Source organism: Mesorhizobium sp. W016, assembly GCF_054719485.1.
This window is the reverse complement of sequence record NZ_JBTTIF010000002.1, coordinates 5,855,631-5,872,353: the sequence shown is the minus strand read 5'-3', so window position 1 is coordinate 5,872,353 and position 16,723 is coordinate 5,855,631. Positions and strand designations below refer to the sequence as shown.

The window sequence follows — 16,723 nt, the reverse complement described above, 5'->3', positions numbered from 1 at the left end:
CCAGTCCTAAAAGGGGAGAACTTGGTCGAGGATCTGCTGACCGTAAGCGGGCTGCTGGATTTCGCTGACGCGGCCGCGGCCGCCATAGGAGATGCGCGCCTCGGCGATGCGTTCATAAGAGATGGTGTTTTCAGCGCCGATATCGGATGGACGCACCATGCCGGCGATGGTCAGCACTCTGAGCTCGTAATTGACGCGCACCTCCTGTGAGCCCCGGATCATCAGATTGCCGTTGGGCAGGACTTCGGTGACGACGGCGGCGACGTTGAGCTCGAGGTTCTCCGAGCGCTTGATTTCGCCGTCCGCATTGGTTTCGGTGGTGGAGCTCAGCCCCGCGTCGCCCTTGCCGCTGGTGGTGGCACCTTCCCATCCGAGGTTGACGTCATAGCCGAGCTTGCGCCCGGCGGTGCGGCTGCGATCGTTCTGGTTCTTGAAGTTGGCCTTGTCGTTGAGCTTGATCCTGACGGTCAGGATGTCGCCGTCGCGCAGCGCGCGCGGGTCGGTGAACAGCCGGCTCTGGCGGTCGTCCCACAGCGAGAATTTCTTCACCGGCGCGGCTGGCGTTTCGGGATAGGAGTAGGGCGCATTGACGCTGCCGGTAATGCCGGTGCCGACCGGCGACAGCGCCGGCTCCCTGCCGATCTCCCTGGGGTCGGAGGCGCATCCGGCAAGTGAAGCCGTGGCGACCAGGGCGAGAATATGCGACTTCATGACGGATCTACCCTTCGGGCCGCGCTGGCCATGATGCCGGTGAGCGTGGCCGCTGCCTTCTGGTCCATTTCGTTGAGAATGACGCCGGCTTTGCGCGAATCGAGTTTCATCAGGATGGCGGCGGCGAGATCGGCGTTGACCATGGCCAGGCGCTCGGCCGCGGCATCCGGTTTCATGCCGGCATAGATCTTGACGACGCCATCCTCGGCGCGGGCCAGGAAGACTTCACGCCGCTTCAGCCATTGCTCGTATTCGGCGCGCTTGTCGTCCAGCGCCTTCATGCGCAGGTCGATGCCGGCCTGCAGCTGCTTCAGCTCTTCGGCCTGCAGCGCGTAGCGGCGGTCGCGGGCGGCGTCGGCGATGTTGGAGCAGAAGCGCTGGATCTCGCTTTCATCGGGCACCTTCTCGCGGACCAGCTGCTGCACTGCCGCCGGCTGTTGCCCGCCAGGCAGAACCTGCCGCACCGCTTCTTCCGCGCGGACAGTGCCGCCGGCAAGGACGGTGGCGGCGATGACGCAAGCTGCCAAGGCTGCGCTGCGGCGGTGCTGCTTTTGGGAAAAGAAATCGATCATCGGCATGGTCTATTGGAGAACCAGATCGGCCTGCAAAGCGCCGGCCGACTTGATGCCTTGCAAAATGGCAATGATGCCGTCCGGCTTGACGCCGAGACGGTTGAGGCCCGACACCAGCGTTTCGAGGTTCGGTCCGTCGAGCACATTGACGCGGGCGTCAGGCCGCGTGGCATCGATGGTGGTGAAGGGTTCCTCCGCTGTCACGCCCTTGGAGAACGGTTCCGGCTGGACGATCTTCGGCTGTTCGGTGATCCGCACGGTGAGCGTGCCGTGGCTGATCGCCACCCGCGAGATCTTGACCTCGTTGCCGATGACGATGGTGCCGGTGCGTTCGTCGATGACGACGCGTGCCGGCGTGTCGGTCTCGACCACCAAATTCTCGATCTCGGCGTAGAAGCGCGCCGCCGAAACATTCTTCGGCCGCCTGATCTGCACGGTGCGTGCATCGCGCTCCGCCGCCACGCGCATGCCGAAGCGTTGCGAGGTGTAGCCGTTGATGGCGTCGGCGATGCGGACGGCAGTGGAGAAATCGGGGTTGCGCAATTGCAAGGTGAGCAGCGCCTGGTCCTCGAATTCGGCGCGCACAGTGCGCTCGACGATGGCGCCGTTGGGCACGCGGCCGGCCGTCGGCACGCCCTGCGTCAGCTTTTCGGCATCGCCTTGGGCAGTGAAGCCGGAAACGATGACCGAGCCTTGCCCGACAGCATAGATCTCGCCATCGGCCGCCTTCAGTGGCGTCATTATCAGCGTGCCGCCGGCAAGCGATGTGGCGTCGCCCATGGAGGAGACGTCGATGTCGATGCGGGCGCCCGACTGCACGTAAGGCGGCATGTTGGCGGTGACGATGACGGCGGCGACGTTCTTGGCCCGCGCGCTGCCGCCTTCGGTGGCGATGCCGAGATTTTCGAGCATGGCGCGGATCGACTGTTCGGTGAAGGGCGAATTGCGCAGGCTGTCGCCCGATCCGGCGAGGCCGATGACGAGGCCGTAGCCGACGAGCTGGTTGTCGCGCGAAGCCTGCAGCTGCGCAATGTCCTTGATGCGCGATGCGACCTGGCCGGGTGGCAGAGAGCCTGGGCCGTTGGAGACCCTGAACATGCGGTTGGTGGTGGCCGGATCGTATTCGGGATCGACAATAGCGCCGCCATTCTGGCCGGCAAGATCGCGCTTTTGCTTCGGCGTAAGACCGTCGGCCAGCACCGGCTGCAGGCCGACAACGGCCGCGAGCAGAAGGGCAGCTCCGCGTCTCATGACGCGCTGACCCGGATGGTGCCGTCAGCCATCACCGTGCCGGAAAAGATCTTGCCGCTGTCTGTGTTGCGGACCTTTATCAAATCGCCGGCGGCACCCGGCTGCAGCGACACCGCCGTGGCCGAAATGGTGAGGTCGCCGGCGATGAAATAGACCTGCACGTCGGCGCCCTGTTCGACCAGCCAGGCGTCGCGGATGGCGGCGACCGGGATATAGCGGCCGGGCAGCAGCGTGCGCTTGGCGACCTTGCCCTGGAGTTCCATGGCCTGCGTGGCGACCGCATCCGGCCTGTGCTTTCCGGGGAGCAGCGTCACCGGTTTCAGCGCGCCGGTATCGATCATCTCGCCGGGATAGATAACCCGGTTGGGGATCAGAACGATCTCGCCGGTCGCCTGACTGCTCGCGACCTGGGTGCTGGTCTGCTGGTCTGCGCTCTCCTGGGCAAACGCCGGCACACCGCCGGCCACCAGCGCCAGGATCAGCGCGGTGCGGCAAAGCGCGGAGCGGAAGGCCGGAGAGACCATCAAATCTTACCTGATGTTCTTGGACACGACGGAGGCCATGTCGTCGGCGGCCTGGATGACCTTGGAGTTCATCTCATAGGCGCGCTGCGCCGAGATCAGCTCGGTGATTTCCTTGACCGGATCGACGTTGGAGCCCTCGAGATAACCCTGCTCGACTGAGGCGAAGCCGGGATCGCCGGGCACGCCGACATTGGCCGGGCCGGAGGCCGGCGTCTCCTGGAACAGATTGTCGCCGAGCGGCGCCAGGCCTGCTTCATTGGCGAAGTTGGCGAGCTGCAGCTGGCCCAGCAGCTGGAGGTCGGTCTGGCCGTCGATGCGGGCAAAGACCTGGCCGGTCTTGTTGACGACAACTTCGATGGCATCGGTCGGCACGGTGATGGCCGGGATGACATTGGCGCCGTCGACGGTCACCAGCTGGCCGGTGGCGTTGGTGTTGAAGGCGCCGGCGCGGCTGTAGAGTGTGCCGCCGTCGCCGCCCTCGATCTGGAACCAGCCGCGGCCCGTCAGCGCCATGTCGAAACTGTTGCCGGTCGAGGTCAGTTCGCCCTGCGTATGGACGTTGCGCACCGCCGTCGTCTTGACGCCGAGGCCGATCGACACGCCTTCCGGCACAAGCGATGAATTGGAGCGGTTGGGCACGCCCTGCGTGCGGTCGACCTGGTAGAGCAGGTCGGAGAATTCGGCGCGCGCGCGCTTGTAGCCGGTGGTGTTGATGTTGGCGATGTTGTTGGCGATAACTTCCAGATTTGTCTGCTGGGCATTCATGCCGGTCGCTGCGATGGCGAGTGCTTTCACGGCAAGTTCTCCTCAGATGCCCATACGGCTGATTTCGAGATAGGCGGAGACGACCTTGTCGCGAATGGCGATCGTGGTCTGCAGGGCCTGCTGGGCGCTCATGACGGCGTCGACGACCTGGCGGGTGTCGGCGTCGCCCCTCAGCGCCTGGATCGACACCTGCTCGGCATTCTGCAAGGTGTTGACGGTCTTTGAAGCAGCCTGGCTCAGCGCTTCGGCGAAGGTGGTGCCGATTTCGCTGCCGGCCATCGGCGCCCTGGTGCCCTGGAACAGGTCGGTCGTGGTATCGGCGCCGCCGATCTCCGGCTTGAGGGGAAGCGATCCGATACCGCCAATGCCGCTGATCATTACTGGTTCCTCATCAGGTCGATGGTCATGGAGATCAGATCACGCGCCTGCTTGATGACCTGAAGGTTGGCTTCGTAGGAGCGGTTGGCTTCGCTCATGTCGGCCATCTCGACCAGCACGTTGACATTGGGCATCTTGACGTAGCCCTTGTCGTCGGCGGCCTCGTTGCCGGGCTGGAATTCGACGGGAAAGTCGCTGGGGTCGCGGTCGATGGAGTTGACCTCAGCCGTCGTGCCACCCGAGGCACGATCGAGTTCCGAGACGAAACTGATGGTCTTGCGGCGATAGGGGTCGGCGCCCGGGGTGTTGCCGGTCGACTGCGCGTTGGCAAGGTTTTCCGAAACGACGCGCAAACGGTCAGACTGGGCGCTGAGGCCGGACGCGGCGATCTTGAGGGCTGAGGTCAAAGCGTCCATGGTCAGCTCTTCACCGCCATCATCATCATCGAATGGAAGGCCTTGACGATCGCGGTGTTGAGTTCAAACGAGCGGCGGACCTCGCCGGCCTTCATCAGTTCGTTCTCGACCACGACCGTGTTCTTCGAGGGCATGATGGCGCCGGTCGTCTCTTCTGGCTTGACCGTGAAGCCGGCATTGGTGGCGGCAGTGCCGAGGTGGCCTGCCTGGGTGGCGGTCAGCGACACTGCCGTGCGGTCGAGCACCTTCTCAAACGGCTCGACATCGCCGGCGGTGTAGCCCGGCGTGTTGACGTTGGCGATGTTGCCGGCAATGGCGGACTGGCGCACCGACAGCCATTGCGACTGCTTGGCGGCGAGATCGAAAAGATTGACGGGCTCCATGGGGATCTCCAGGCTGGTACGTACAAGACTAGGCTGCCAGTCTTGCGCGGACCTTGCGCGGGCCAGGCGTAAGCCGGTGTGCCGCTATTTGGAGAGTTCGATCACCTGGTCGGTGCTGGTGACCATGACCCACTTGCCGCCGCGTTGCTCGATCGACGAGACGACGCTGGAGTCGGGCAGCTTCGAGCCGCGCTGGACAATCCACAGGCCGGCATCGTCCTCGATCATGGCGCGGCCATTGGCGACATGAACCATGCGAAATTTGGGATCCGCCGGGAAGGGCTGCTCGTCGACGCCGGGAGGCTGGGTCTTGTCCCCGGGGTCCTGCAGCGTGCCGGTGGCGAACAGGTCGACATCGGGAACATCGTTTGCCGTCAGCGGCTGACCGCTGTTCTCCATCTGCGAGCCGCCGCTGACCCGCCCTGCATTGGTGCCGCTGCCGCCGAACTTGATCGCCTGCACGCCGAACTGGTCCTGATTGAAGAAGATATACCAGGGAAACAGCGCGCAGATCAGGCCAAGCGTGATGCCGAGCGCGGCAAAGACGATATCGCTGCGGCGGTCGGATTTCTTGTCGAGCCTGGGATATTGCGGCCTTGGCGGCTGCGGCCATTCGGTGACCGGGAACAGCCCGTCGAGAAGCGAGTCACGACTGGTCTCGATCGCTTCTTTGGGGCCGGCGCGAGGGGTCCTTGGCAATTCAGGCTTGACGACGCTGGGCAAGGCAGGCTCGGCCAAGCGAGGCACAGTGGACTCGACTACGCTGGCTACCCTGGGCAAGAATGGCCTGGCGGCCCTGGCCAGAATGGCCTCAGCCTTGGCGGCCTTGTCGAGATCGGCCTTTGCCCTGACAGCTCTCGCTTCGTTGGCCCGGGCTTCCTCGGCGGCACTGGCCTCTGCGATCATCTCGCGCAAAAGCCGCTCGGTGTACTGAAGCTCAGTCTCCTGCATCGACACTTTGCTTGCCTTTCAGATGACGGGCGAGGTCGGAGAATGCGTCGCTCGAGGCGCGATCCCTGGGCGACTGCGTCAGCGCCTCGTAGATCAGCGGCGCCTGGCGCACGGCAATATCGAGCTCGGCATCGGCGCCGCCCTGATAGGCGCCGAGCAGGCGGATGTCGCGCGTGTCCTCGAAGCGCGAGATCATCGACTTCAGCCTGGTCACCAGCATGCGTTGCTCGGGGCTCCATGCCTTGTCGGCGAGGCGCGAGATCGACGACAGCGGATTGACCGGGGGGTAGCGGCCCTGTTCGGCAATGGCGCGGTCGAGCACGACATGGCCGTCGAGGATGCCGCGTACCGAATCGGCGACCGGGTCGTTGTGGTCGTCGCCGTCGACCAGCACCGAGATGATGGCAGTGATTGATCCCTGTCCTTTGATACCGGGGCCTTCAGCGCCCGGGCCAGCGCGTTCGAGCAGCTTGGGCAGATCGGTGAAAACCGAAGCGGGATAGCCGCGGGCGACCGGCGGCTCGCCGGTGCCGGTCGCTACCTCGCGCAGCGCATGGGCAAAGCGGGTAATCGAATCCAGCACCAGCAGCACGCGATGGCCCTGGTCGCGAAAATGTTCGGCAACGCGCATGGCGGTATCCGGCGCGCGCCGGCGCATCATGGCGCTCTCGTCGCTGGTAGCGACGACGGCGACCGTCTTGGCCATGCTCTCTGCGCCGATCGTGTCTTCGAGGAATTCGCGTACCTCGCGGCCGCGCTCGCCGATCAGCGCCACGACCACGGTGTCGAAGGCGTCGGCGCCGGCCAGCATAGCGAGCAGCGTCGACTTGCCGACGCCGGAACCGGCAAAGACGCCGAGGCGCTGGCCGAGGCAGAGCGGCGTGAAGATGTCGATGACCTTGACCCCGGTCGTGAAGGCGGTGCCGACGCGCTGCCGCGCCATGGCGCCGGGCGTTGTGCCGTCGCCGCTCGCAGCCTCGCCGATCCTGATCAGCGGCGGGCCGCCGTCGATGACGCGGGTCAGCGCGTCGATGGCGCGCCCGCGCCACGAAGCATGCGGCGTTACCGTCAGCGGGCCGCGGCGAAACACGGCGTCGCCGATGCCGGCGTCGGCGCTGCGTTCGAAAGGGGCGATGACGACTTCGTCGCGGCCGATCCTGACGATCTCGCCGCGGCGCGTGCCGGCATTGCCGCGCTGCTCGACGAGGTCGCCAAGCCTGGCGACTTCAGACAGGCCGCGCACCTTGTAATGCGTTGGCGAAACCTCCGAAACACGGCCGCCGCGCCGCAGCAACGTCTCGGTGTCATCGAAGCGGCGCCAGATCCGCTCCAGCGCAGCCAGCCGGTTTTCCGGTGCTGTCTCCGGTTGCCGTTCAAGCGCGCGTATCGATGATTTGCTGCTCGACATGCTGCTACGACTTGGAGCCGAGCGTCTTGATGGCGTCGTCGGTCGAGGCGTCGGTCTGGCGCATCAGCGCAGCGGTGTTCTCGAAGGCGCGCTGGACCATGATCAGGCGCGTCATTTCGAGCACCGGATTGACGTTGGATTCCTCGACATAGCCTTGCGCGACGCCGAGATCGGAACGGTCCGTGACCGGCTCCGGCGCACGCGCGGGCACGATGCCAGAATTGCCGTAGCGGACGAAGTTCGGACCGGGGTCGAAATTGAACAGGCCGATGGCGCCGACAAGCTTGTCGCCTTGGCGCAGCGAGCCGTCGGCGCCCGCCTTGGGCGGACCGTCGCGCGGGTCGAGCTGGATCGGCGCACCGCCGGCGTCGAGCACCGGATGGCCTTCGAGCGACATCAACTCGCCGTTCTCGTTCATCGAAAAGCGTCCGTCGCGCGTCATCACGGTGCCGGCCGGGGTGTCGATGCCGAACCAGGCATCGCCCTGGACGGCGAAGTCGAACGGGTTGCCGGTCTGCGTCATCGCGCCATGCGCGCCGGACAAATAGGTCTTGCCGGAGGAGGCGAAGGACACCGATTTGGGGCCGCTGCCGGAGACGACATCCTCGAACTTCACGCCGGTGGCGCGAAAGCCGATGGTCGAGGCGTTGGCGACATTATCGGCGATGGTGTCGAGACGGCGCTCAAGCGCGATCTGCGAGGAAAGGGCGACGTAAAGGCTGTCCTGCATGGTGTTCTCAGAATCTCAGTTTCTGCATGGCCATCATCAGATCGGTCGAGATGCCGACGGTGGTCGGCTGCGCAAACAGCACGCCGATCGATGTCTGGGCGGTCGAGGTCGGATGATTGATTTCCCAAAGGCTGGTGAAGCGGGTGAGGAATTTCTCGAGCTTGGCCGGGTCGGTGAAATCGGTGAGGTCGAGCTTTGCCTCGAAGGCCTGCGCCTGCTTGTCGATATCTGCGGCAGCGAAGGAATCAGGCAGGCCGATGGCGGTGCGTACCACGCTGGCCAGGGCCGTGTCGGCCAGCACGTCGTACCAGTTGGTGATGGTCGAGGCCTTGCGCTCGAAATAGAGCGCCAACCGCACGCCCTCATTGGTCTTGCCGGCGTCTTCTTCCAGGGTCTGGCGCATGTATTTGTCGACCACCGGCTGCTGCGACGGGCTGCGGGTCGTTGCCGCTTCGCCGTAGGCCTCGAAATTCAACGAGGTGGCGAGCCTGGCATAGGCCTTGTTGGAGAGCTTGTTGGCGACACTGGCGGGATCGCGGACACCGCCCTCAAGGACATCACGGACGAGATCCTTGTTGGTGGTCGCCGGATCGAGCCCGCTTGCGGACAGAGCATAGTTATAAAGGCGGCTGTCGGCCATCAGGTCGTCGACCGATTTCACCTTGGTGATGTTGGCGAGGTAGTAGCTGGTCTCGGCCTGGACGGCGTCCGCATTCGGCTTGATGAGGCCAAGACTGGACTCGGTCGTGTAGAGCTTCGGCGTGGTCTTCAGCACCGCGTCGCGCGTGGTCGTCTGATCGCCATACTGGGCAAAATCAAAGGCGCTGACGAAGTTGGCGTAGCTCTTGTCGGTCAACAAATTGGCGGGACTCAACGGATCGGTGACGCCGCCATTGACCATGGTGCGGATCTGCTTCGTCGTCTGGGTCGATGCATCAAGCCCATAGGCAGCCATGGCGAAGGTCAGCAGGCGCTTGTCCTTCAGCAGGTCTTCGATGGACTTCACCTTGGAGATGTTGGCTGCGTAGTAGTCGGCCTCGCCCTTGATGTATTGCGCGGTCGGCTTGACGAGCAACAGTCCGGTTCCGCCGATCACAGCCTTCGGCACCGCCTGCTGGACGGCGTCGCGCGCCGTAGCCTGGTCGCCATATTGGGCAAAGTCGAAAGCCGCGACGAAAGCCGCATAGCCCTTGTTTGTCGACGTGTTTGCGGGGCTGTTCGGGTCGGTGACGCCGCCTTCCAGCATGGCCCGCACGGTCGCAGCCGGCTCGGCGTCGGCGTCCAGGCCGAACGCGGCCATCGCATAGGTGAGCAGGCGATCGTTGCCCATCAGGTCGTCGATCGATTTTACGTTGGAAATGTTGCTCAGGTAGTACGAGGTTTCGCCCTTGTAGTAGGTGAAGCCGTTCTGCGAAGGGCCGACCGAGACCTGGAGACCATAATTGTTGGTCACGCCCTGCTGTGCCGAATTGTAGCTCGTGGCATTAGGGCCCAGGGCGGCGAAATTGAAGGCCGACACGAACTCGGCATAACGCTTGTCGCTCAGTTTGTTGGCGAAGCTGTCGGAATCCGACACCCCTTCCTTCAGGGCTTTGACCATGAAGGCCTTGGCGTAAGCCATGTCGCCGAGACCGAAGGCCTTCATGGCATATTTGAACAGCCGGTCGTTCTTGACGAAATCGTCGATCGATTTCACGCTGCCGATGTTCGCGAGATAGTAGTCGGTTTCGCGCTTGGTGATCGGCTCCGCCTCGATGCGGTCGATCGCCTTGGGGATGTCCCTGGCGATGAGCTGGTAGCTGGTAAAAGTGCTCAACACGACATGCCTCCGGTCGCAGCTTCAAAAGCAAGACTATGCGGACTTGCTTGCGCGAGGCTGAATCGCCTCACCTTGCATGATTCAAGCCTCACACAAGGCACGGGGGCTATCGGTTAGGCCTGACGTGATGCGGAAGGATCTGGCGTGGGCATTCTGATCGGACTTGTGGTGACGCTCGGCTGTGTTCTCGGCGGCTTCATGGCGATGGGCGGCCATCTGCATGTGCTGATGCAGCCTTGGGAAGCGGTGGTCATCTGCGGCGCCGCACTTGGAACCTTTCTCGTCGCCAACCCGATGAAGACGGTCAAGGACACCGGCAGGGGTATCCTCGAAGCGTTCAAGCAGGCGGTGCCGAGGGAGCGCGACTATCTGGAGACGTTGGGCGTGCTGCACAGCCTGATGCGCGAACTGCGCTCGAAGTCGCGCAGCGAGGTCGAGGCACATATCGACAATCCGGAGGAATCGGCGATCTTCCAGGCATTCCCGACCGTGCTCAAGAATCACGATCTGACGAATTTCATCTGCGACTACTGCCGCATCATCATCATCGGCAATGCCCGCTCGCATGAGATCGAGGCGCTGATGGACGAGGAAATCCAGACCATCAAGTCCGACAAGATGAAGGCTTACCACGCGCTTGTGGCGGTGGGCGATGGTCTGCCGGCGCTCGGCATCGTCGCCGCCGTGCTCGGCGTGGTCAAGGCGATGGGCGCGCTCGACCAGTCGCCCGAAATCCTCGGCGGCCTGATCGGCGCTGCCCTTGTCGGAACCTTCCTCGGCATCTTCCTGTCCTATGCGGTGGTCGGGCCGGTCGCCACCAAGATCAAGACGGTGCGCGAGAAGAAGAACCGCCTCTATATCATCGTCAAGCAGACGCTGCTTGCCTACATGAACGGCGCCCTGCCGCAGGTGGCCATCGAGTTCGGTCGCAAGACCATCTCGTCCTATGAGCGGCCGACGATCGATGCCGTCGAGCAAAGCACGATGAACACAGCTTCCGCCGAGAAGAAAGCGGCTTGAGCCATGCATGACGACAGACAGGACCGCACGCCGTCATGACAAGTCCTGGCAGCCCCTCGCAAGCCCGCTCGCTGATCATTGAGCGTCTGGTCGGTGACAGCGGTGAGGCCGCTCATGTCATCGGCACCGGGCGCTCGATGGGCGAGCGCGCCCTGCCGCTGCTGCAGAAGAGCCTGGCCGGCGAACTCGGCGCACCGGTCACCGTCGACCTGCGCGCGGTCGAGATCAGCCGTGTTCCCGATGCCCGCACGAATGCCGGCGATGCCTTTGCCATGGCCATCATAGCATCGCCGACGTCTTCGGATGCGATGACGCTGGTGGCAGATGCGCCGGCCATCGCCGTGATGGTGTGCGCGCTGTTCGGCGGCGATCCGGATCAGCCGGTTTCGCCGATCGAGCGCGCTCTGTCGCAGATCGAGACCGATGTTGCGACCACGGTCTTCCAGGAAGTTGCGCAGGCGTTGAACGGATCAGGCCGGCGCTCGCTCGAGCTGCGGCTGCCGGTGCCGCGGGCGCTTTCGGGCAGCGAAGCCAAGCGCCGCGTGCTGCGCGATGGCGCGGCGGTGCGCATCGTCTTCGGCATCTCGACGCCGACCGACAGCGGAACGGTCACGGTGATGATCCCGCAGCGCATCCTGCTGGCCACACGCGGTATCGCCGATGTCCACGACAGCGAAGGCACGACCTCCGACTGGCGGGCACGTTTTTCCGAAGAGGTCATGCGCTCGACGGTGACGCTCGAAGCGACCATGCCGCTGGCCCGCCTGACGCTCGGTGATCTCGCCGGTTTCGAGCCGGGCCAGGTCATCGAGTTCGAGGAAACCGCGCAGTCGCACGCCAAGCTGAGCGCGCGCGACAAGACGCTGTTTGTCTGCGAGTTCGGCAAACTCGGGCAGAACTACACCGTCCGGATCAGGCATCCTTACGATGCCGGTCAGGATTTTATCGACGGGCTCATGCCGGGCTGACGCCGGGCAAGCTCAAGCATTTGGAGACGACTGATGGCCAAGACCAAGGTGGAAGCCAATATCGACCAGCCGGACGAACAGCTCGACCGCGCCATCGAGGAATTGCGCGGTGTCCTCCAGGAGGAGGAAAAGCGCCCCGACGCCGCCTTGCGGGCTGCCACGTCCGGCGCCAATTCGAACATCATCATGAGCATCCCGGTCGATGTGCAGATCATCCTCGGCAGTACGGAAATGCCGGTGTCGGACCTGATGGCGCTGCAGAAGGGCTCGACGGTGGCGCTCAACCGGCGCATCGGCGAACCGGTCGATGTCGTGGTCAACGGCCGCAAGATCGCGCGCGGCGAAATCACCGTGCTGGAAAGCGATCCGTCGCGCTTTGGCATCAGGTTGACCGAAATCATCGCTGCCGCCAAGAGCGCCTGAGGATTAGACGACATGCGGTCTCAGCAGCGATCGGAGCTTATGCCATGACGACGCCGGTGACGCTCACGCGCCCGCAAAAGGCCGCCGCCATCCTGGTGGCGATGGGCAAGCCTTCGGCCAGCCGGCTGCTGAAATTCTTCAAGCAAGAAGAACTGAAGGCACTGATCGAAGGGGCGCGGCTGCTGCGCACCATTCCGCAAAGCGACCTCGAACGCATCGTTGCCGAATTCGAGGCCGAGTTCACCGAAGGTGCGGGCCTGCTCGATTCCGCCGACCGGATGGACACGATCCTCAATGAATCGCTGTCGCCCGAAGAGATGAGCGCCATCATGGGCGACAAGCGCTTCGAGGTTGCGCCGGAAGGACCACCGCCGATCTGGCCGGAGCTGGAAAAGCTCGAGCCGACGCGTCTGGGCACGTTCCTTGCCGCCGAGCATCCCCAGACCGCGGCCATGGTGCTGTCGAAGCTTGCGCCGCAGGCCGCCGCCAACATTCTGCTGACGATGGAAAAGCCGATGCGCAGCCAGATCATCAAGCGCATGGTGACGATGGCGACCATTCCGGACGCGGCGACCAGGATCATCGAGAACCAGCTGCGCGCCAGCGTGCTGGCGCAGACAGCGACCAAGGACATCTCGGCGGGACAGGCGCGCGTCGCCAGTATGCTCAACGAGATGGACAAGCCTCAGTTGGAAGAGGTCATGCAGGATCTGGAAGAGGCCGGCACGCCGGACCTCGGCGGTGTCCGCTCCAGGTTGTTTGCCTTCGACGATCTGCCGCTTTTGACGCAGAAGGCGCGGGTGCTTCTGTTCGACGGGCTGTCGACCGAACTGATTACGCTGGCGCTGCGCGGTGCACCACCCGCATTGACGGAATCGGCGCTCTCGGCGATCGGCGCACGGTCGCGGCGCATGATCGAGTCCGAGCTCGGACAGGGCTCGGAAGGCATTCAGCTTGCCGACATCATGACGGCGCGCAAGAACATCGCGGTGGCGACAATCCGGCTTTCGCGCGAGGGGGCTTTCGAACTGCCCTCATCGCAGCAGAGCGAAGCGGCTTAACGCCGAGCGCTGAATGGCTGAAGCGGCGGACAAAGACTCCAAAACCGAAGACGCGACCGAAAAGAAGATCCGCGACACCGTCGAACAGGGCAAGCTGCCCCATTCGCGAGAGGCCGCACTTCTGGCGTCCTTCATCGCCATACTGGTGTTCACCGTCTTCTACGCCAAGGACGCGGTCGTTGATCTCGGCATGTTCCTGTCGATGTTCCTGGAAAAGCCCGAGGCGTGGCCGATGGACACCGAGACCGACGTCATCGCGCTCTACAAGACCGTGATGATGGAGATCGGCCATGCCGTTGTCAGCCTGCTGGCGCTGCTGGTGGTGGCCGGCATCGGCGCCTCGGTGCTGCAGAACATGCCGCAATTCGTCGGCGAGCGGATCCGGCCGCAGCTGTCGCGCATCTCGATAGCCAAAGGCTGGACCAGGATGTTCGGCATTCAGGGCTGGGTCGAGTTCCTGAAATCGCTGGGCAAGCTCGGCTTCGCCAGTATCGTGCTCTACTTCACGCTGTCGCAGGACTACCGCCAGCTCCTGGCCGGCATGATCACCAACCCCGTCGCTTTCGGCCTCGTCATCAAAAGCATCACCGTCGACATATTGGTGGCGATCGTCTTCGTCATGGGGCTGATCGCGGCGGTCGACGTCGTCTGGTCGCGCTTCCACTGGAAGCAGGATCTGCGGATGACCAAGCAGGAGGTCAAGGACGAGTTCAAACAGTCCGAGGGCGACCCGATCATTAAGTCCCGGCTGCGCTCGCTGGCGCGTGACCGGGCGCGCAAGCGGATGATGACGGCGGTGCCGCGCGCGACGCTGATCATCGCCAATCCGACGCACTTTTCCATCGCGCTCAGATATGTCCGCGACGAGGATTCAGCACCCCAGGTGCTGGCCAAGGGCCAGGACCTGGTTGCGCTCAAGATTCGCGAGATCGCCAAGGAGCACAACATCCCGATCTTCGAGGACGTGGCGCTCGCCCGCTCCATGTACAAGCAAGTTTCGGTTGATAGCGTGATCCCGTCGCAATTCTACCAGGCCGTCGCCGAACTGGTGCGGATCGTCTACTCCAAAAAGGCTGAGCGGAGACAAATTTCATGAACCGCCAACCGCACGCAAAATCCCGCGAACTCATCGTTGCCAAGGCCATCGAGCAGGTGGTCGACGAGTTGCGGCTGATCGATGTCGCCGACTACATCGCCTTCATCCGGCTTGAGCATTTCGCTTGCCTGTCGGATCTGGTGGATTCGGCGGTGGAGCTGTTCTTCCTGCCGGGCACGCTCAGGCTCGGCCATGGCGGAGAGGCACATGTCGACTGGAGCGGCAGCCCGCGCATCGTGCTCGATCTCGAGCTTCGGCCGCCGGGCGTCACCGTCTATTTCCAGCTGACGCTGAGCGAGGAGAGGTCTTCGGTCGCGGTCAACTATGTGTCGTTCGAGAAGCCCGGCGAAGACCCCGAGCACAACACCGCCTTGCTGGAGACGGTCATCGAAGAGGCGCGCATTCGCCGGACCGAGCCGCTCGCCTATCGATGATCTTTTGTCTTATCCCAATCGCCGGACGCGGCTTTGATCACTCGATCAGACCCAGGCGCAGCGCCTTGGCCACCGCCTGGTTGCGGTTGACCGCGTTGAGCTTCTGCGTCGACTGGGTGAGATACTGGTTGGCGGTGTGGACCGACAGCTTCAGCAGCCTGGCGATCTCTTCGCTGGTGTTGCCGTTGGCGGTCAGCTTCAGGCACTCCAGTTCACGCTTGGAGATCGACCGCATCCGGCCGGCATCGTTCGGACGAATGCGGGCGACGGCGGCGAACAGCGAAAAACAGCGGGCGTGGATTTCGTAGAGCGTGTCCTCCGGCAAAGCGATCGTCGAGCCGAGGAACACCACCAGCCCGCAATGGCCGCGATCGGCATGGACGGGAAAGGCAATGCCGTTGGTGCCCGGCGCCAGCGGCGCCGTCCGCTCCGCCCAGGCGAGGTTCTGGAAGACGGCGTCCGAGCCGGCGATGCCGTCATCGGCCCACCAGCGCGGCGCTGTCGAGGCGCCGCTGTGGCGCACCATCTCCTCGCCATTGGCGCCGGCGATGAATTTGGTCGCAACAGCAGTGGCTGGATAGTCGGAATCGAAGCTCGGCACCAGGCGCGCCCGTTCCGGCGAGGGGCTGACGAAATAGAGGCCAAACGCCGACGCGTTGATGTCGACGGCGATCCAGCGGCAGCGGCGCACCGCGTCCGGGATGGTGACGGCATGGTGCGTCTCGGAACCGATGGAGAAGGCGCCGAACGGATTGCGCTGCTCGTTGAAAAGGGCTTCGGCCGCCGCCTTGATGTCAGCGTGTTTCAAATGATGCCGCTCCTGATCGCCGTGGCGATGGCCATAGCGCGGTTCGAGGCCGCGAATTTCTGGATGGCGTGGGTGATGTAGCTGTTGACGGTGTTGGACGAGACCCCGAGGATCACCGCGACCTCATCGGTGGTCTTACCTTCAGACACCCAGAACAGGCATTCGCGCTCGCGGTCGGACAGCGGGTCCTGCATGGCGGCGGCGGCGATCAATTGCGGGATGGCGGACAGCGCGTAGCAGCACTTCAACTGAGCCTTCATCAGCGCCGGCTGGTCGATACTGCCGGCCTCGGCCGCGGAGAAAAGCGCAAACAGCCGCTGGCGGCCGACATTGAGCCGCAATGAATAGACTTCGGCATGGCCAAGCACATCGAGCAGGCGCGCCTCTTCGCCGGTGAGCAGTCCGCCGGCGTCGGGCGCCGCGGCGGCGACCAGCGGCCTCGGGCGGATGCCAGGTGCAACGGTCAGCGGTCCCTGGGCAAGGCCGGCGATCAGCCGCTTGCCGATCAGTTCAATGGCGTCGAAGATCCAGTTGGATGAGACGATGCGGGCGTCGTTGCGATCCTGGTCGTGGACGATGGCGACGAGCATGTAGCTGTCGGCGCCGATCTCGGCGGCAAGCTGCATGAAAAAGGAGGTGAGATCGCCGCGCGATTCGAGGCGCGAGCCTAACGTATCGGATTGGAGAAGCGCGGCGGAACTGCTCATTGGATGCTTTGGTTGTATGTCATGGACGGAGTCTTTTCTTGAGCCCGGACGCTGGGGTTAGCAGCGGCCGAACTTGAAGACGCATCACGTTTACGAAGCACTCACACGGCGCGGCGGTCGCGCTGATCGCCGAATCCATTCAGGGAACGCGAAGCCGTCCGCGTCTGGTGCCGGTCATTGGCCGGAACTTGAGACTTTGGGTGGTCGCCGCGCCCCCCAAGGACCGGCTGATTCGGGTCTAATCTACCCGCAGATGAATCCGACATCAAACGCGATTTGACAAAATCAATATTATTGG

At 63.8% G+C, this 16,723-nt stretch carries 20 protein-coding genes; 6 read left to right on the top strand and 14 right to left on the bottom strand.

Annotated elements, in window-relative coordinates; all coding sequences use genetic code 11:
• Positions 1-6: 6 nt before the first annotated feature.
• From flgH to ACYG9V_RS28705, 12 genes are all read right to left on the bottom strand, one after another.
• The gene (gene flgH, locus ACYG9V_RS28760) at positions 7-711 is read right to left on the bottom strand and encodes a flagellar basal body L-ring protein FlgH (RefSeq protein ID WP_023691727.1); all 705 of its coding nucleotides are present in this window, start codon (positions 709-711) and stop codon (positions 7-9) included.
• A complete protein-coding gene (locus ACYG9V_RS28755) occupies positions 708-1,289 on the bottom strand; it encodes a MotE family protein (protein WP_027049841.1) in 582 nt (193 codons plus the stop codon). Before ACYG9V_RS28755 ends, flgH begins: the two co-directional genes overlap by 4 nt.
• Positions 1,290-1,292: 3 nt before the next feature.
• Positions 1,293-2,534, bottom strand: a complete 1,242-nt coding sequence (locus ACYG9V_RS28750) for a flagellar basal body P-ring protein FlgI (protein ID WP_352762472.1) — start codon at positions 2,532-2,534, stop codon at positions 1,293-1,295.
• Positions 2,531-3,058: a flagellar basal body P-ring formation chaperone FlgA gene (gene flgA / locus ACYG9V_RS28745; RefSeq protein ID WP_023728374.1), complete on the bottom strand. Its 528-nt coding sequence runs from the start codon at positions 3,056-3,058 to the stop codon at positions 2,531-2,533. Before flgA ends, ACYG9V_RS28750 begins: the two co-directional genes overlap by 4 nt.
• Positions 3,059-3,064: 6 nt before the next feature.
• Complete coding sequence (gene flgG / locus ACYG9V_RS28740; protein WP_352762470.1) at positions 3,065-3,853, bottom strand: flagellar basal-body rod protein FlgG; 789 nt, start codon at positions 3,851-3,853, stop codon at positions 3,065-3,067.
• Between the two features lie 12 nt (positions 3,854-3,865).
• Complete coding sequence (locus tag ACYG9V_RS28735) at positions 3,866-4,201, bottom strand: flagellar hook-basal body complex protein FliE (protein ID WP_023673649.1); 336 nt, start codon at positions 4,199-4,201, stop codon at positions 3,866-3,868.
• On the bottom strand, positions 4,201-4,617 hold the full coding sequence (gene flgC / locus ACYG9V_RS28730) for a flagellar basal body rod protein FlgC (RefSeq protein WP_352762468.1): 417 nt from the start codon (positions 4,615-4,617) through the stop codon (positions 4,201-4,203). The genes ACYG9V_RS28735 and flgC overlap by 1 nt, the downstream gene beginning before the upstream one ends.
• A gap of 2 nt (positions 4,618-4,619) precedes the next feature.
• The gene (flgB, locus tag ACYG9V_RS28725) at positions 4,620-5,000 is read right to left on the bottom strand and encodes a flagellar basal body rod protein FlgB (RefSeq protein ID WP_023683310.1); all 381 of its coding nucleotides are present in this window, start codon (positions 4,998-5,000) and stop codon (positions 4,620-4,622) included.
• A gap of 84 nt (positions 5,001-5,084) precedes the next feature.
• Positions 5,085-5,951, bottom strand: a complete 867-nt coding sequence (locus ACYG9V_RS28720) for a hypothetical protein (protein ID WP_031237708.1) — start codon at positions 5,949-5,951, stop codon at positions 5,085-5,087.
• Positions 5,938-7,359: a flagellar protein export ATPase FliI gene (fliI, locus tag ACYG9V_RS28715; RefSeq protein WP_352762466.1), complete on the bottom strand. Its 1,422-nt coding sequence runs from the start codon at positions 7,357-7,359 to the stop codon at positions 5,938-5,940. Before fliI ends, ACYG9V_RS28720 begins: the two co-directional genes overlap by 14 nt.
• A 4-nt stretch (positions 7,360-7,363) precedes the next feature.
• Entirely contained in the window at positions 7,364-8,089 is a 726-nt protein-coding gene (gene flgF / locus ACYG9V_RS28710; protein WP_023671749.1) for a flagellar basal-body rod protein FlgF, read from the bottom strand.
• Between the two features lie 7 nt (positions 8,090-8,096).
• Positions 8,097-9,908, bottom strand: a complete 1,812-nt coding sequence (locus ACYG9V_RS28705) for a DUF1217 domain-containing protein (RefSeq protein ID WP_352762464.1) — start codon at positions 9,906-9,908, stop codon at positions 8,097-8,099.
• A 144-nt stretch (positions 9,909-10,052) separates the two neighbouring features.
• Between ACYG9V_RS28705 and motA the strand changes: the two genes are divergently transcribed.
• From motA to ACYG9V_RS28675, 6 genes are read left to right on the top strand one after another with little or no spacing between them, the layout of a single operon-like run.
• Entirely contained in the window at positions 10,053-10,928 is an 876-nt protein-coding gene (motA, locus tag ACYG9V_RS28700; RefSeq protein WP_023691719.1) for a flagellar motor stator protein MotA, read from the top strand.
• A 35-nt stretch (positions 10,929-10,963) separates the two neighbouring features.
• Positions 10,964-11,896 (top strand): FliM/FliN family flagellar motor switch protein, encoded by a 933-nt coding sequence (locus tag ACYG9V_RS28695; RefSeq protein WP_023671752.1) that lies wholly within the window; start codon positions 10,964-10,966, stop codon positions 11,894-11,896.
• A gap of 33 nt (positions 11,897-11,929) precedes the next feature.
• Positions 11,930-12,319, top strand: a complete 390-nt coding sequence (gene fliN, locus ACYG9V_RS28690) for a flagellar motor switch protein FliN (RefSeq protein ID WP_023671753.1) — start codon at positions 11,930-11,932, stop codon at positions 12,317-12,319.
• A gap of 44 nt (positions 12,320-12,363) precedes the next feature.
• A complete protein-coding gene (locus tag ACYG9V_RS28685; RefSeq protein ID WP_023728370.1) occupies positions 12,364-13,380 on the top strand; it encodes a flagellar motor switch protein FliG in 1,017 nt (338 codons plus the stop codon).
• A gap of 13 nt (positions 13,381-13,393) precedes the next feature.
• On the top strand, positions 13,394-14,476 hold the full coding sequence (gene flhB, locus ACYG9V_RS28680) for a flagellar biosynthesis protein FlhB (protein ID WP_352762461.1): 1,083 nt from the start codon (positions 13,394-13,396) through the stop codon (positions 14,474-14,476).
• Entirely contained in the window at positions 14,473-14,910 is a 438-nt protein-coding gene (locus ACYG9V_RS28675) for a hypothetical protein (protein WP_023671756.1), read from the top strand. The genes flhB and ACYG9V_RS28675 overlap by 4 nt, the downstream gene beginning before the upstream one ends.
• 37 nt (positions 14,911-14,947) lie before the next feature.
• Here ACYG9V_RS28675 and ACYG9V_RS28670 read toward each other — a convergent pair whose 3' ends face one another.
• Positions 14,948-15,718, bottom strand: a complete 771-nt coding sequence (locus tag ACYG9V_RS28670; RefSeq protein WP_023728367.1) for a helix-turn-helix transcriptional regulator — start codon at positions 15,716-15,718, stop codon at positions 14,948-14,950.
• A complete protein-coding gene (locus tag ACYG9V_RS28665) occupies positions 15,715-16,425 on the bottom strand; it encodes a helix-turn-helix transcriptional regulator (RefSeq protein ID WP_023671758.1) in 711 nt (236 codons plus the stop codon). Before ACYG9V_RS28665 ends, ACYG9V_RS28670 begins: the two co-directional genes overlap by 4 nt.
• Between the last annotated feature and the right edge of the window lie 298 nt (positions 16,426-16,723).

Bases quoted from the DNA above. Each gene is read 5' to 3' on its own strand.
- flgH (WP_023691727.1), bottom strand. From the start codon at position 711: ATGAAGTCGCATATTCTCGCCCTGGTCGCCACGGCTTCACTTGCCGGA.
- ACYG9V_RS28755 (WP_027049841.1), bottom strand. From the start codon at position 1,289: ATGCCGATGATCGATTTCTTTTCCCAAAAGCAGCACCGCCGCAGCGCA.
- ACYG9V_RS28750 (WP_352762472.1), bottom strand. From the start codon at position 2,534: ATGAGACGCGGAGCTGCCCTTCTGCTCGCGGCCGTTGTCGGCCTGCAG.
- flgA (WP_023728374.1), bottom strand. From the start codon at position 3,058: ATGGTCTCTCCGGCCTTCCGCTCCGCGCTTTGCCGCACCGCGCTGATC.
- ACYG9V_RS28735 (WP_023673649.1), bottom strand. From the start codon at position 4,201: ATGATCAGCGGCATTGGCGGTATCGGATCGCTTCCCCTCAAGCCGGAG.
- flgC (WP_352762468.1), bottom strand. From the start codon at position 4,617: ATGGACGCTTTGACCTCAGCCCTCAAGATCGCCGCGTCCGGCCTCAGC.
- flgB (WP_023683310.1), bottom strand. From the start codon at position 5,000: ATGGAGCCCGTCAATCTTTTCGATCTCGCCGCCAAGCAGTCGCAATGG.
- ACYG9V_RS28720 (WP_031237708.1), bottom strand. From the start codon at position 5,951: ATGCAGGAGACTGAGCTTCAGTACACCGAGCGGCTTTTGCGCGAGATG.
- fliI (WP_352762466.1), bottom strand. From the start codon at position 7,359: ATGTCGAGCAGCAAATCATCGATACGCGCGCTTGAACGGCAACCGGAG.
- flgF (WP_023671749.1), bottom strand. From the start codon at position 8,089: ATGCAGGACAGCCTTTACGTCGCCCTTTCCTCGCAGATCGCGCTTGAG.
- ACYG9V_RS28695 (WP_023671752.1), top strand. From the start codon at position 10,964: ATGACAAGTCCTGGCAGCCCCTCGCAAGCCCGCTCGCTGATCATTGAG.
- fliN (WP_023671753.1), top strand. From the start codon at position 11,930: ATGGCCAAGACCAAGGTGGAAGCCAATATCGACCAGCCGGACGAACAG.
- ACYG9V_RS28685 (WP_023728370.1), top strand. From the start codon at position 12,364: ATGACGACGCCGGTGACGCTCACGCGCCCGCAAAAGGCCGCCGCCATC.
- flhB (WP_352762461.1), top strand. From the start codon at position 13,394: ATGGCTGAAGCGGCGGACAAAGACTCCAAAACCGAAGACGCGACCGAA.
- ACYG9V_RS28675 (WP_023671756.1), top strand. From the start codon at position 14,473: ATGAACCGCCAACCGCACGCAAAATCCCGCGAACTCATCGTTGCCAAG.
- ACYG9V_RS28665 (WP_023671758.1), bottom strand. From the start codon at position 16,425: ATGAGCAGTTCCGCCGCGCTTCTCCAATCCGATACGTTAGGCTCGCGC.